The following is a 14,239-nucleotide window of genomic DNA, read 5'->3' as shown; positions in this document are numbered from 1 at the left end:
TAATCAACTTTTGAGTAAAAAGAGCAGCTAAGCAGAATATCTTTAGCAGCTCCATTCAGTTATCGCTCTACAGTATCTAATACTTCAAACAAATCTTTCCCGTAAAATTCGACACTTAATTTCCGTAACGCATCGGTTTCTTTTATTTCAGCAATTGCTTGATCATAAGCATCTGCAAATTGCTGTTGCTTTTTATTAAATAACGGCCATGTTTTAATCACGGCAAATTCGTTATAAACAACATCATCTTTCAAGTTATAATACGGACCACCTTCCGTTAAAACTTGCCCGTTGAAAGCACCCTCAATAATAACGCCACCATCAACGCGCCCTTCATTTACCCATTGCACGACATCTACGGAAAACTCTTCACCAGCTTTCAAGTTTACTGGATTATTTGGATTTTTCTCATTGTATTCAGCGATTACTGTGTACTGTGCATTATTTGCAGCAATCGGCGCTAATTTAAAACCGGCTGATGCAAAATCACTTAAATTTTTAATCTGTTCATTTTCTTTTTTCAAAACGATCCCGGCACTACTTAACCCTAAAAATTGTTGCGGGAAAATATACTTTTGCGTGCGTTCTTCCGTCCAAAAGGCATTTTTGACACCAACATCGTATTTCCCTTGCTCCACACCGATTAATAAGTCATCACTCGTTGTGCCAACATATTGAAATTCATAGTCTTCTAGCGCTTCATCCACGAGTTTCATCACTTCTACATCGTAGCCTGTTGCATTGCCTTTTTCGTCAATATAGGACATCGGTTTACTCGCCTGATCGTAAGCTACTTTAACTACCGTTACACCGTCTTTATTTTCTCCTGCAGAAGCTGAACTTGAATCTGGATTATTCCCACAAGCAGCTAAAATAGCTACTGCCGCAAAACTAATAATTGCAAAATTCACTAATTTTTTCACGTTCATAAAATTACCTCTTTCTTTATTTGATAGTCCTTTATTGCTGTTTCTGCCAACTTTTTAATCGTTATATCATCCATTGGCGGATTATGGAGCCCCGCACGTACATCTCGGTAATACCTTTGTAATGGATTCGTGCGTTGTAAACTTTTCGCACCGACTAAGCGCATCGCTTTATCTACCACTTGAATCGCCGTATTGGTCACTACATGTTTGGCGATATTCACTTCATTCGTAATTTTCGATTTCGTCTGCGGGTTGCTGTACAATTGCGCAACCCCGTACAGTGTAAATCGGGCGTTTGCCAATTCTAAATCCATCTCTCCGATTAAGTTTTGTACATTAGGCAATTCAGCAATCGTTCCTTGAATACTGTTTGGTGAATGTTGCGTTGCAAAGTTTACCGCATAATCACGAGCTGCTTGCGCAATGCCTAAATAAGTGGCAGGAATTAATAATAACCAACCGTTTAATTTAAAACCGGTAGAATAACTCGGAATTTCAACCAAAGAAGAAAGCTCCACGCGTACATTATCGAGTACAAGGTCATCACTCCCCGTACCTCGCATCGAAAGTACATCCCAAGTGTTATCCACCGATACGCCCGTTGCTGTTTTTGGTACGAGGAAAAAGCCTACATGATCGCTTTCTTCCACCCAAGCCGATACTAAAAAATAATCTAAGTCCGGTGCACCACTCGTATAATTTTTGCGCCCGTTAATAATATAAATTTCACCGTCTTTTTTTGCCGTTGTTGCTGGTCTGCCACCGCGCACTGGACTGCCCATCGCAAACTCACTTACTGCACGGTTAATCGTCGCGCCTCGGTTAACTTCCTGTGCAAATGCTTCCAACTTTGATTGCTCCCAATAACGATTTTCAAAAAGCTCACCTATATTTTGAACCGTCCAAGATGCAGCTAAACCTGTGCTACCGCAATAACTTGATAATGTTTCATGAATTAATACCGCATCATAAACCGTAAAACCTTCCCCGCCAAATTCCACCGGTAAAGTAGTTTTCGTATAACCTATTTCGCGTAGCTTTTTAAAATTTTCAAAAGGGAAAACAGATTCTTCATCTACTCGCTGCGCTGTTTGCTTAAACTCCTCTTCAAGAGTCGCAAGTTTCTCCAACCAGTACTGTTGTTTTTCGGTCTGAACAAATAATTGTTTACTCAAATGAAACGCCACCTTTTTTCTCAATTTTAACTGTTGCACTCTATCATACTTTCAGAATATTCAGCAGTCAATAATTAATTCCTAGTTTTTTTATAGGAATAGTAAATTAGTTATTTTGGCATCCCTCTTACACGCAAAAAAAACAGCCACTTTCTAATAAAAGAAAGTGACTGGTCATTATGGATAATTGAAATTACATCTTCTCCGGCGCGCTTACACCGATTAATTTTAATGCATTTGCTAATGTTGTTTTTACTGCTGTAATTAATGCTAAACGCGCTTCTGTTAACTCTTTGTTATCCGCATTTAACACTTTTTCAGCATTGTAGAAGCTGTGGAATGCTGCTGCTAATTCTTGAATATAGTTGGCGATACGGTGCGGTGTACGGTGCTTCGCTGCATCTGCCACCACTTGTGGGAACGCGCCAACTTTTTTCAGAACGTCTTCTTCTTTTTCAGCTGTTAGTAATGCAACGTTTTCTAAAGAAGCTGCAAAACCTTGCTCCTCAGCTGAACGTAAAATTGAAGATATACGAGCGTGTGCGTATTGTGCATAATACACTGGGTTTTCATTCGATTGTGAAACGGCTAAGTCTAAATCGAAGTCCATATGTGAATCGCCCGCTGTTTTAACGAAGAAATAACGTACAGCATCTAGCCCTACTTCTTCTACAAGCTCACGCATCGTTACTGCATTACCAGTACGTTTTGACATTTTAAATTTCTCGCCATTTTTGTATAGCTGAACCATTTGAATCACTTCTACTTCTAACGTTTCACGGTCATAGCCAAGTGCCTCGATTGCCGCTTTCATACGTGGAATGTAGCCGTGGTGATCCGCTCCCCAAATGTTAATTAATTTTTGAAAACCACGCACAATTTTATCTTCATGGTACGCAATATCCGGTGTTAAATATGTGAATGAGCCGTCATTTTTAATTAATACGCGGTCTTTATCATCACCAAAAGTTGTCGAACGGAACCAAGTCGCGCCCTCTTCTTCAAATACGTGACCATTCGCTTTTAATTTATCTAATGCTACTTCGATTTTGCCGTTTTTATATAACGATGTTTCTGAATACCACACATCGAAATCAACACGGAAATCTTTTAAGTCTTTTTTCAGCTTGTCTAACTCTAACTTTAAGCCGTGCTCACGGAAAAATTCAAAACGCTCTTCATCCGTTTTATCTAAAATCGTTGCACCAAATTCTTTTGATAAGCTTCCTGCAATGTCAATAATATCTTGACCGTGGTAGCCATCTTCAGGCATTTCCGCTGTCATACCTAACGCTTGCTTATAGCGCGCTTCTAAAGAGTACGCTAAATTGTTAATTTGATTACCCGCGTCATTAATATAGTATTCACGTGACACATCATAGCCAGCAAAATCAAGCACATTGCATAAAGAATCCCCTACAGATGCACCGCGCGCATGACCTAAATGTAAGTCACCAGTTGGGTTGGCAGAAACGAATTCAACCTGTACTTTTTGTGCGCCACCCGCATTTGAGCGACCATACACTTCACCTTGTTCAAATGCCGCTTTTACTACACTTGCAAGGAAATCTTTACGTACTGTAATATTTAAGAAACCAGGACCTGCGATGTCGATTTTTTCGATATCTGTCCCTGCTGTTTCAACGTTTTCTATAATCGCCTCTGCAATTGCGCGAGGTGGCTTTTTTGCTAACTTTGTTAATTGCATCGCGATATTCGTTGCGAAATCACCATTTGCTTTATCTTTTGGTGTTTCTAAATGGATGTTTAATTGTGTACCTGCTTCCACTAACCCTGCTTTTTCTACTGCTGCTGCAAGTGCCGCTTTAATGGACTGCTGTAATTGTTCTACTGCGTTCATCTTTATACCTCCGAATAATGTATTTCTAATGTATAGTGGCCGACTGAACTTCCGCCAATTATAAGATCATATTGCGTCAAAAAACGCCCTGAAGCTTGCTGATCTTTATTTACTTCTAATGATAGCTGATGTGTATTCGTTGTGATTGGAAGTGAACCCATTGGACTTTCATAATGGCCATCTTCGCGTCGATTTGGATTCAATGGTAAGCGCATATTAACGCCACCTTTTCGCAAAATAACCGATTGATTTTCCGTTAATTTCACCGTCGTTTGAATTTCCAAGTCTTCCTGTACTTCCTTATACCGTAAGTACGAACTTCCACCTTTTTCAATGTGATTGCCTTCAAGCCACATTTCATATTTTTCAAGCTCGCCATCGGTTGGAATGATGGAGGAAACAATTTTTATTTTAACTGTTTTCCCTGTCTCTTTCACCATAGCAGTCGCTCCCTTACTTCGATTTCTATAACCTTTTTATTATAGGATAAATGAACGCCTATAAGCAAGACTCAACTCACCCATTACACTTGGGCATATTTACGCCCATCCCAGTGGTAGAGCTGTTTACAAAAAATATTCGTCATTTTCCCCATTTCAGTCATATTTCATTATAATAAACGTGATAATTAATTTGAACAAAAGGGAGTTTCTTATGCTACTAACTATTTTATACAATTTTTGTATATTATCTACAATTTCTATTTTAATTTACTGGCCTTTTCTTAATCATCAAGAAAAGCCCATTATTAATCGCTATCAACCGTATATTATCGGCTTTAATTTCGGTGTCGCGGGTCTTCTATTAACAATTTTATCTTCTCAAGTTGCATTCGGCATTATGATTAACTCAAGAATTATCCCATTGCTTTTAAGCGGCTTACTTGGAGGCCCTATTGCGCTTGCTATCAGTGGTTTAATTATGGGCATTGCTCGTTTCTTTTTAGTAGAGTTTACACCTCTCATGCTATTTATTAACGGAAACTTTATCCTCGTCGTACTATTGCTATTTTTCTTTGGTAGAAAATATCGCTATAATGATAAAAATATATTCTACTATTTTTGGATTAGCATAATTGAAATGAGCAGTGTCATTTTATCCCTCGTTTTTTATCATGGTGCAGGTTTTCCTTTAGTATTGTTTTATACAACCTTTACGATTATTTCCTTTTACTCCATTTACTTTATTATCAATCGGATTAAAGAAACAAATCAGAAAATTAATGAGACGAAATATTTATCAAAAATTGATTACTTAACACAGTTGCCGAATAATACGTCCATTGAAAAGTACATTGTTCATGCGCTCGTTAAAGAAACGAATTTTACAATTTTGCTGTTACATATTAATGATTTTAAAACCATTCTTTCTACTAACGGCTATCAATCTGGTGATGTGGTCATTAAGCAGCTCGCACAAATCCTTCAAGATTACGCCAATAACAACGATGCTTTTGTTGGGAAATTAAGCGGTGAGGAATTTATTATCATTTTAAAAAATGTTGCGCCCGCCATCGCCGTAACGGAGGCGCATGTGATTAATAAAGAGATTACCCAGCAGCCTTTTGAATCACCACAACATGGAACCGTCCATATAACCACTTCAATTGGTTTAGCATCATTTCCAGATAACGGTGCCGATTACTATAGCCTTATTAAAAATCTTAACGCTGCCCAACTACATGCGAAAAGTAATTTTAAAACGTCCTATTTTCATGCAAATAATTTAATGAAGAAATAGAAAAAAAACAGCTCGTCCCATTTTTTTGAGGGATAAGCTGTTTTCTTACTCTAAATGATGATTTTCTATAAACTATAGTTTCGGATTGCTAGGACGAACAATTCCCCTCGCCTATTTCACCCAACCAAGAATCATTTCACGCAATAATTTAGCCGCAGTATTTACCGTAATTTCCGAATGGTCATAAATTGGTGCGACTTCAACTAAATCACAACCCACCACATTTACTTCTGAGCGGGCAATTTCGTGAATAGCTGCGAGCAATTCCTTTGGTGTAATACCCCCAGCATCGACTGTTCCCGTACCTGGTGCATGCGCTGGATCAAGGACATCGATATCAATCGTTACATAAACATTGCGTCCTTTTAATGTAGGTAATACTTCTTTTAATGGCTCGAAAACTTCAAAAAGTGAAATGTGCATGCCATTTTCCTTTGCCCACTGAAGTTCTTCCTTCAATCCAGAGCGAATGCCAAATGAATATACATTTTCTGGGCCGATTGTATCCGCAATTTTGCGAATTGGCGTTGCGTGTGAATAAGGTTCTCCTTCATAATCCGTGCGTAAATCTGTATGTGCATCAAAATGAATAACCGCTAAATCCGGATGCTTTTCATACACCGCTTCCATTACAGGTAATGAAACGAGATGCTCCCCACCCATACCAACAGGAATTTTGCCATCTGCGAGTACTTGGCGCACAAAACTTTTGATTTCAGCGAGCGATTTTTCCGGATTTCCAAAAGGTAACGGAATATCTCCCGCATCAAAGAATGGTACATCTCCTAACTCACGATCTAAATAAAAACTATACTCTTCTAGTCCAACAGATACTTCTCGGATTCGAGCTGGACCAAAGCGCTGCCCCGGACGATAGCTCACTGTCCAGTCCATCGGCATCCCATAAAGTACCGCCTTGCTTTCCTCATAATTTTGATGACTTTTAATAAACATATTTCCTGCGTAAGTTTCATCAAATCGCATCCACAATCACCTACATCTTCCCATTAATTTCTCACTCTATTTTCTTACGTTTCTTAATTTTACCATACACAATATTTCCTGCTCATGCATATGTATCCTCGAAATTGTCCATACTAAAATCACGAAACGAAACTTTTATTCGCTATTTTCGTATAATTAAAGGCAACCGACATTTATCGACACCAATCGGAGGACTACGACAAAAAGTATAGCCATTTTAACGAAAAGTGCAAGATAATTTTTTTAATTTGCAGATAATTACCCAGGAAATGAGGTGGACTGAGTTGAAAAGACAACAATACTTCAAGCATAAAAAACGTAGAAAATTTAGTAAAAAGCTAGGTTTATTTATGATTGGTCTTTTTTGTGCCGTCGCGGTCAGCCTTCTTTCATTACGAATATACGCGCAAGTCGCTGGAGCACCTCCACTTACCGTGCCGAAAGCATCCATTTTTTTAGATAGCCAAAACAATCCGATTGGCGATCGCTTCACAGAAGAACGTCGCTATTGGACAGAGCTAAAAGATATTTCTCCTTATTTAAGAGACGCAACAATAGCCGTGGAAGATAAGGACTTTTATGAGCATGGTGGATTTGATTATTCACGTATCGCTGGCGCTGTTCTTGCTGACATTAAAGCGGGCTCTAAAGTGCAAGGGGCTAGTACACTTACTCAGCAATACGCGCGAAATTTATATTTGACGCATGAAAAGAGTTGGACACGGAAAATTAATGAAGCGCTCTATGCATACCGTATTGAACTGTTTTATTCGAAAGATGAAATTTTAGAAGGCTATTTAAATACCGTTTATTACGGTCATGGCATGTACGGGGCTGAGGCAGCAAGTCGCTATTTTTACGGAAAATCGGCAAAGGATTTAACTTTAGCGGAAGCGACGATGCTTGCAGGTGTGCCGAAAGGGCCGAGCTACTATTCCCCTTTAAACAATTTAGAGAAGGCAACAAATCGACAGCAAGTCATTTTGCGTTTAATGAATGAGCAAGGAATTATTACTGAGGATGAAAAAACACGTGCGACAAAAGAGCCTCTTGTTTTAAAAAGTGATGAATGGATTGCTACAAAATCTATTGCCCCTTACTTTTTAGATGTTGTTTGGGCTGAGGCAAGTGATATTTTAGAATCAAAAAATTTAGCAATTAGCGGTGGCGGATGGACCATTCAAACGACGCTTAACCAAGCCCATCAACGCGCTGCAGAAAATGCCGTGAAAAAGAATATGCCCGATAGCGATTTGCAAGTCGGATTAGTCAGTATGGATACTCAAACAGGATTTGTGACAGCCCTTGTTGGTGGACGAGATTATAGCGCAAGTTCATACAACCGTGTCACGCTCGGCAAACGTCAACCTGGCTCGGCAATTAAACCAATCCTTTACGCATCTGCTTTAGAGAAAGGCTTTAATCCGATGTCATTTTTAGATGTAAGCGAAACAACCTTTACTTATGACAGTGGTCGTGCAAACTACACTCCGCAAAACGTAAACAAGAAATATGCAGATCATGAGCTATCAATGGCACAAGCCCTCGCCATTTCTGACAATGTTTATGCGGTCAAAACTTTAGAAACGATCGGTTATAAACCTTTCCGAGACATGCAAAAACGACTTGGCTTAGATTTTTCAAATGATGACAATCCTGCAATTGCGTTAGGCACGACAGAAAATTCACTGTATGACTTAACAAATGCCTATAATATCATTGCTGCTGGCGGTGAAAAACGAAATGCCACAACAATCCTTTCGATTACTGATGCAAAAGGAAATGTCGTTTATAAGTATGAAAAACCTGAAAAAGAGCAAGTGCTTAACGAAAAGGATGCGTTTGTCTTAACCCAAATGATGACTGGCATATTTGATCCTGTATACAGTGATTATTCTCCTGCAACTGGTCTTTCGTTACGACCACGCATGACACATACGTATGCTGCCAAGTCTGGGACAACGAATAGTGATCAGTGGATGCTAGGCTTTACACCAAGCTTAACGGCTGGCGTTTGGAACGGCTATGACCAAGGGAAAACATTGTCAGTTAAAGATGATATGGCTGCATCCAAGCAAGTATGGATTGATTTTATGGAGACAGCACTGGACGGAAAAGCTAAGGAATCATTCACCATTCCGAATGGGGTTCAACCCGTTTCAGTTGATATTAACAGTGGCTACTTATCAACAAGCGCATGTCCAGATCAACGTGTCGTTTATATGAAAACGGAAGATGTACCGACTAAAAAATGTTCGACTTTTGATTTCTTTGAAAAAGACTCATGGAGTAATGTGTGGGACATGTTCCCAGGTGAAGCATTCCGTTCATTTTGGGGTAGTTTTTGATGGATAGGAACTATTCGACGGATAATCTTCTAAAACTAAAAAAGCTCTTTCGTCTCCGGTTCTAGTCCGTAAGACGAAAGAGCTTTTCTATTGATGGCTAATGAAGGGATGAGAATCATGGAGCATTCAGCTTGGGAAAGTTTAAATGCCTTATTTTCCTCATCGCCATCCATTGTCCATGTGTCCTAGCCTACTTACTACTCGCAAGCTTTAAATTCAGTTTACTTTCTTTTGGATAGAGTTTCAACCTCGTAATCACCATGTTTAGGAAATGTCACATATTGTTCACTTATTTGAGACATTCTACATAACAAACTATTGATGGAACTCGATTTTGTAGATGGGTTTTCACCAATTAATGACGATTCCCTTACGCAAGATCCTCACGTAATTTTTGCTCGCTTCGATTCCACATGTCTTCATTATGGGATTGTAAAAATTCCGCAAGAATTCCTTTTGAGCGCGCATCCATATGATCCACAATAATATGGCGTTTCATTGATTTATCCATTTTATTTACATGATCTGCTAAAATTTTGTAACCGCGTCGTTTTTCGCGATTTACAACCATTTCACAAGCTGCTACGCCCGCAAAATAGGCACCGTCTTCTTTATGATCGATCGTTACCCACACAAGCCAATAATCCTTACCGCCAGCTGAGTCCTCACGATTCATCGTAAATTTAATTCCACGCTCTACATCACTTTTTGCATGCATGGCGCCAATTTCGACCATCGCTGTTCCTTCTGCCACATCAATAATAACCGGTGAAACATTTTCAAGTGATAGCGAACCAATGCCGAAGCCTTTATGCCCGTCCGTTGGGTCATTTTTTATAATTGTAAATCCCATTTTTTGTTTTGGTTTTTCTTCATTTTTCATTGCAAATACCTCCTATTGCGCTATTATAAATACTATACACTATAATACTAAATGGAGGCGACAATATGCCAATCGTAACAATTAAGATGCTTGAAGGACGCACGGATGAACAAAAACGTGCCCTTGTCGAAGAAGTCACACAAGCCGTTTCAAAAACAGTAAATGCACCTGCTGAAAACGTATCGATTATTATTGAAGAAATGTCAAAAAGTCATTATGCTACTGCCGGTGTTCTTTATAGTGATAAATAAGCTTAAACTTATATCAAATAATATCTAAATATTCGGTAGAAAAGAGAGTCTTGTTGATTCTCTTTTTTTGTGGAATCCTTTTTGGCTACTTTTTCAATTACTTCTTTTCCTGTTGATCAATCTAGTAAATTAAATTATGTAGCAAATCGTTCCAGATAGAGTTTGTTCGCATGAAAACCCGGTTAATTAATTAACCAGGTTATTTTAACTATTTATGTTGAACTTATGAAACCAGCATCCCATTAAAATGAAAATCTGGCTAAGAATACGTCTCCTCCCACGGCAGCGACGCACTCGATTGAGTAAGATCTTTTAGAACGAAAAGCTTTATACAAGGCTGGCCTTGCACAAAGCACAAAGATGAGTCGTACAGATTTGTGCAACAAAGCTGTGCGCCTCATGTGCTTAGCCAGCCTAAACTAGCAAATACTTTATTAGAAGTTTCATTAAAATATTTACATCATAAGGATAGAACCTTTTGTTTAACTTATATATTTATTAATTTTTCAAAAGTATTTTTAGAAAGGAATCCTACTATTTTCGGTTGGTAAATATCTAATTCAAGATACTAGGACTATCACTTATTTGGAAGAACAAACAACCTTTCCTTACAAAAAATCGATTTCTTTTGGGTAATACACCTTATAATCCGTCTTAATATTTTCGGCAATTGTCGATACGATATGCGATTGCTCAGCTAGCTCGCGAATTTCGCCACTTGGCATTTTTAAATAAATCGGGCGTTTCGTCGTTACAACGCCTGGACGATAAAAATCATAAGGTAAATCAGACGTCGAATCGGCTTTCACATAATAATCTGGATCAAAGCCAGCCGATTTCACCTGTTCAATCAACCATGCATATCGCTCCGGCTCTTCTTCAGGATTCAAATCGATATGAACAAATAAATCACGATTTACAAAACGGCGGCATAAATCACGTAAAATGGTATCTTCTTCGTCCATCCAAAATTGGAAATAGGCTAGCATGATGCTTTCATCTAGCGCTAAATATTGTTCTAATGTGACATTGCCTTTAAAGAAGGAATGAAAATGCGTCGGCTCCTGCTTAAATGCATAGCCTTGTTGGCATAGCTGCTTGGCCCGCATTAAAATATTATTCAAAATTGCCTCCGCGCTACGTGATACTGGATGGAAGTAAATCTGTAAATACATTTGATAGCGCGACATAATATAGTCTTCTACTGCATGCATGCCGCTCGATTTAATAATGACACCATAATCACGTGGGCGCATAACACGCAATATACGCTCCATATCAAAATGGCCGTAGCTTACCCCTGTGTAATAGGCATCGCGCTGCAAATAATCCATGCGGTCGGCGTCAATTTGACTAGAAATTAAGCTGACAACAAGCTCATTTGGATACGTTTTTTCAATGACTTGTGCTACTTTTTCAGGGAAATCCACTGATACTCGATTCAGTACCTTATTAACCTCTGTATCCCCTAAAAGAATTTGGCGTGTAAAATCTTCATGATCTGTTTCAAATACGTTTTCAAAGGCATGTGAAAACGGACCATGCCCTAAATCATGTAGTAATGCCGCGCATAAAACTAACAAGCGCTCTTCCTCATCCCATTCAGGGCGACCTTTAAATACATCATCCACAATCCGACGAACAATTTCGTACACGCCGAGTGAATGATTAAAACGGCTATGTTCAGCCCCGTGAAATACGAGATATGCGGTACCAAGCTGCTTAATGCGGCGCAAGCGTTGGAATTCCCGCGTCCCGACTAAATCCCATATGACTTGATCGCGCACATGGACATAACTATGTACGGGATCTTTGAAAACCTTTTCTTCCTGCAATTTCTTTTGTGCATAAGTATCCATCTCAAACGACCTCCTCATTATTTTCCTACTATTATATATGACACGCTTTCAGAACAAAACAAAAACTACCAGGATGTATGAACTCCCCCTAGTAGTTTACGTCATTACTTTTTCAGTTTGTCTAGCACCTTTACCATTAACTCCTCTTCAGTTAATGCGGCAACTGGTCGATTGTTTACAAATGTAAATGTTTTTTTGCGGCCTGGACCACAATATGAATGACAGCCAATTTCAATCGTTGCTTCTGAATCAATTTCTTGTAGTTTAGGAATTAACGTCTTTAAATTAACGGCCTGACATTCATCGCAAACGTGGAATAAGTTTGCCATAGTGTCAACACCCTTTCTTATGATATTCATTCATCATATTTTTTCTTATCTTATTATTGTAACGTAAATGATGAGTTTCATTCAAGCAAAATCCTATCATTTCCTCCTAAGGTCTGATACGACAATCAATTACGCTTAAGCGTAATTGCGTCCAGATTTTTTTCGAGCACGCTCGAAAATCTCCCCCTAAAAAATCTGTGACATCCGCTGGGGCTTAACTAGATTCAGCTGATCTTTGCTGAATCTAGTTAAAATACTGTTTTTCCAATTTAATTGAATAAATCCCCCCTCATCTGGACATGATAGATTATGAACAACAAATCTATCAACATGGCAGGAGGTCATTTACATGACAAAAACTAGACAAGATGCTTGGATGCAAGATAATGACGAATTATTAGCGGAGGCTGTTTTACGTCACGTCAAAGAAGGTAGTACACAATTAAATGCTTTTGAAGAAGCCGGAGATGCATTAAATCGTACGGCAGCAGCTTGTGGATTTCGCTGGAATGCGGTTGTGCGTCGCATTTATGAAGAGGAATTATCACAAGCAAAAAAAGAGCGTAAAGAAAAAATGCGCGTATTAAATGCTGCAACGAAACGACGTATTAATCCACTCTATTTACTACCAACTTCAGAGGAAGAGCCGAAATCTATTCCTCTTTCAGCATTATCACTAGATATCGTAATTGCTTATTTAGTAAGGTTGCAACATTCTCAAACATCTGAGCAGGAAGTGTTGAAATGGCGCAAGTTGGCTGGTGTTTTAACAGAACAAAAGCAGGAACTTCAACATGAGCTTGCAGTGCTTCAAACGGAAAACAAAGCAATCAAAGATGACTACGAACAATTTGTTTCGATTATGAACCGCGCACGTCGTCTCGTAACATTAGAAACAGAAGATGCGCGTGTTGCCCCAACATTTAAGATGGAAAAGAACGGGAACTTAGTGAGTCATTTACCGACGAATGAATCGGGCGAAGTACATATGTAGTACTTCCCCCTTACTTACTGAACTTTTTTAGCGCAACAACGATTCATTACGCTTTAAAATACGCGCTAAATAATATTCATATAGTTCCATCTCATCTGGCTGAATCGGTGTTTCATATAGTTGTCCATCCCATGCCGTTACTAGTTGACGTAGGCGTTCATTCACCTGCTGGACTGTCAGTGGCTGGCCGATTAACTGCTGTAAGGAAGCCATGACATGAGGCGTAATAACGGGATATTGGAATTTTGTTTGCTCCCCTTGTAAACTCGCTTCGTAAAATTGTTTAATGCGTTCAGCACGTTCACTACCGTCTCCCTCAACGCATAAATAAATTTGGATGGCGATTCCGTTTTTCATACGGCGCTGCGAAATTCCCGCAAACTTTTGTCCACCTATACTTAAATCATAGGATCCTGGGCAATATGAGCCTACAATTTCATAGGCTTTGATTTTATGTGCCACTTCGGGAAATAATGCACGAATTAAATCTACCATTAATTCAAATGCATCATTAATGCTAAGTGGCTTTTCTTCCCCTAGAACAATCGAAATATTGAGCACACCACTATCTAGTACAACGGCTAGTCCACCGGAATTTCGAACAATCGGCTCGTACCCATTTTGGATAAGCACATCCATTCCTTCCTCAATATGCGGTAAACGGTGATCCTGAATGCCTAATACAACCGCGTCATGGTGCACCCATGTACGAATGGTTGCATCGCTTTTTTGCTGTCCAATCAGATGACAAAGCGTATCATCCATTGCAAAGGATTCTAGTGGTGAACGTTTATTTGCGCTGATCGATTGGTCGATAAAGCGCCATTTTGTTTGCTGTAAAATTTTTTTCATTTATTTAACTCCTCAATTTTTTCATACACTCAGC

The 14,239-nt window shown here is 39.0% G+C and carries 13 protein-coding genes; 4 read left to right on the top strand and 9 right to left on the bottom strand.

Annotated features, from left to right (window positions below; genetic code table 11):
- Positions 1-59: 59 nt before the first annotated feature.
- The 4 genes from MHI10_RS02560 to MHI10_RS02545 form a co-directional block, all read right to left on the bottom strand.
- Positions 60-929 (bottom strand): transporter substrate-binding domain-containing protein, encoded by an 870-nt coding sequence (locus tag MHI10_RS02560; RefSeq protein ID WP_340782662.1) that lies wholly within the window; start codon positions 927-929, stop codon positions 60-62.
- Positions 926-2,104 (bottom strand): acyl-CoA dehydrogenase family protein, encoded by a 1,179-nt coding sequence (locus MHI10_RS02555; protein ID WP_340782660.1) that lies wholly within the window; start codon positions 2,102-2,104, stop codon positions 926-928. Before MHI10_RS02555 ends, MHI10_RS02560 begins: the two co-directional genes overlap by 4 nt.
- Before the next feature lie 193 nt (positions 2,105-2,297).
- On the bottom strand, positions 2,298-3,965 hold the full coding sequence (gene argS / locus MHI10_RS02550; protein ID WP_340782657.1) for an arginine--tRNA ligase: 1,668 nt from the start codon (positions 3,963-3,965) through the stop codon (positions 2,298-2,300).
- Positions 3,966-3,967: 2 nt separating this feature from the next.
- Positions 3,968-4,405 carry a DUF1934 domain-containing protein gene (locus MHI10_RS02545; RefSeq protein ID WP_340782656.1) on the bottom strand — a complete coding sequence of 146 codons (438 nt, stop codon included), beginning with the start codon at positions 4,403-4,405 and terminating at the stop codon, positions 3,968-3,970.
- 214 nt (positions 4,406-4,619) lie between these two features.
- Between MHI10_RS02545 and MHI10_RS02540 the strand changes: the two genes are divergently transcribed.
- Positions 4,620-5,705 (top strand): GGDEF domain-containing protein, encoded by a 1,086-nt coding sequence (locus MHI10_RS02540; protein WP_340782653.1) that lies wholly within the window; start codon positions 4,620-4,622, stop codon positions 5,703-5,705.
- A gap of 111 nt (positions 5,706-5,816) precedes the next feature.
- On the opposite strand, the gene speB is transcribed toward MHI10_RS02540, so the two are convergent.
- Positions 5,817-6,689, bottom strand: a complete 873-nt coding sequence (gene speB / locus MHI10_RS02535; protein ID WP_340782652.1) for an agmatinase — start codon at positions 6,687-6,689, stop codon at positions 5,817-5,819.
- 284 nt (positions 6,690-6,973) lie between these two features.
- Between speB and MHI10_RS02530 the strand changes: the two genes are divergently transcribed.
- Entirely contained in the window at positions 6,974-9,037 is a 2,064-nt protein-coding gene (locus MHI10_RS02530; RefSeq protein ID WP_340782651.1) for a transglycosylase domain-containing protein, read from the top strand.
- Positions 9,038-9,407: 370 nt separating this feature from the next.
- Here the strand turns inward: MHI10_RS02530 and MHI10_RS02525 are convergent, their stop codons facing one another.
- A complete protein-coding gene (locus MHI10_RS02525; RefSeq protein ID WP_340782650.1) occupies positions 9,408-9,920 on the bottom strand; it encodes a YwhD family protein in 513 nt (170 codons plus the stop codon).
- 65 nt (positions 9,921-9,985) lie between these two features.
- On the opposite strand from MHI10_RS02525, the gene MHI10_RS02520 reads away from it, so the two are divergent.
- Positions 9,986-10,171 carry a 2-hydroxymuconate tautomerase gene (locus MHI10_RS02520; RefSeq protein ID WP_340782648.1) on the top strand — a complete coding sequence of 62 codons (186 nt, stop codon included), beginning with the start codon at positions 9,986-9,988 and terminating at the stop codon, positions 10,169-10,171.
- Positions 10,172-10,779: 608 nt separating this feature from the next.
- On the opposite strand, the gene MHI10_RS02515 is transcribed toward MHI10_RS02520, so the two are convergent.
- Complete coding sequence (locus MHI10_RS02515) at positions 10,780-12,030, bottom strand: HD domain-containing protein (RefSeq protein WP_340782646.1); 1,251 nt, start codon at positions 12,028-12,030, stop codon at positions 10,780-10,782.
- A gap of 104 nt (positions 12,031-12,134) precedes the next feature.
- Positions 12,135-12,359, bottom strand: a complete 225-nt coding sequence (locus MHI10_RS02510) for a DUF1450 domain-containing protein (RefSeq protein WP_057986651.1) — start codon at positions 12,357-12,359, stop codon at positions 12,135-12,137.
- A gap of 349 nt (positions 12,360-12,708) precedes the next feature.
- Here MHI10_RS02510 and MHI10_RS02505 point away from each other — a divergent pair, with 349 nt between their 5' ends.
- Positions 12,709-13,353: an RsfA family transcriptional regulator gene (locus MHI10_RS02505; RefSeq protein ID WP_340782643.1), complete on the top strand. Its 645-nt coding sequence runs from the start codon at positions 12,709-12,711 to the stop codon at positions 13,351-13,353.
- Between the two features lie 27 nt (positions 13,354-13,380).
- Here the strand turns inward: MHI10_RS02505 and MHI10_RS02500 are convergent, their stop codons facing one another.
- The gene (locus MHI10_RS02500; protein WP_340782642.1) at positions 13,381-14,205 is read right to left on the bottom strand and encodes a lipoate--protein ligase family protein; all 825 of its coding nucleotides are present in this window, start codon (positions 14,203-14,205) and stop codon (positions 13,381-13,383) included.
- Positions 14,206-14,239: the final 34 nt, after the last annotated feature.

Source organism: Solibacillus sp. FSL K6-1523 (genome assembly GCF_038005225.1).
GTDB lineage: Bacteria > Bacillota > Bacilli > Bacillales_A > Planococcaceae > Solibacillus.
This window is presented reverse-complemented; position numbering and strand designations above follow the sequence as displayed.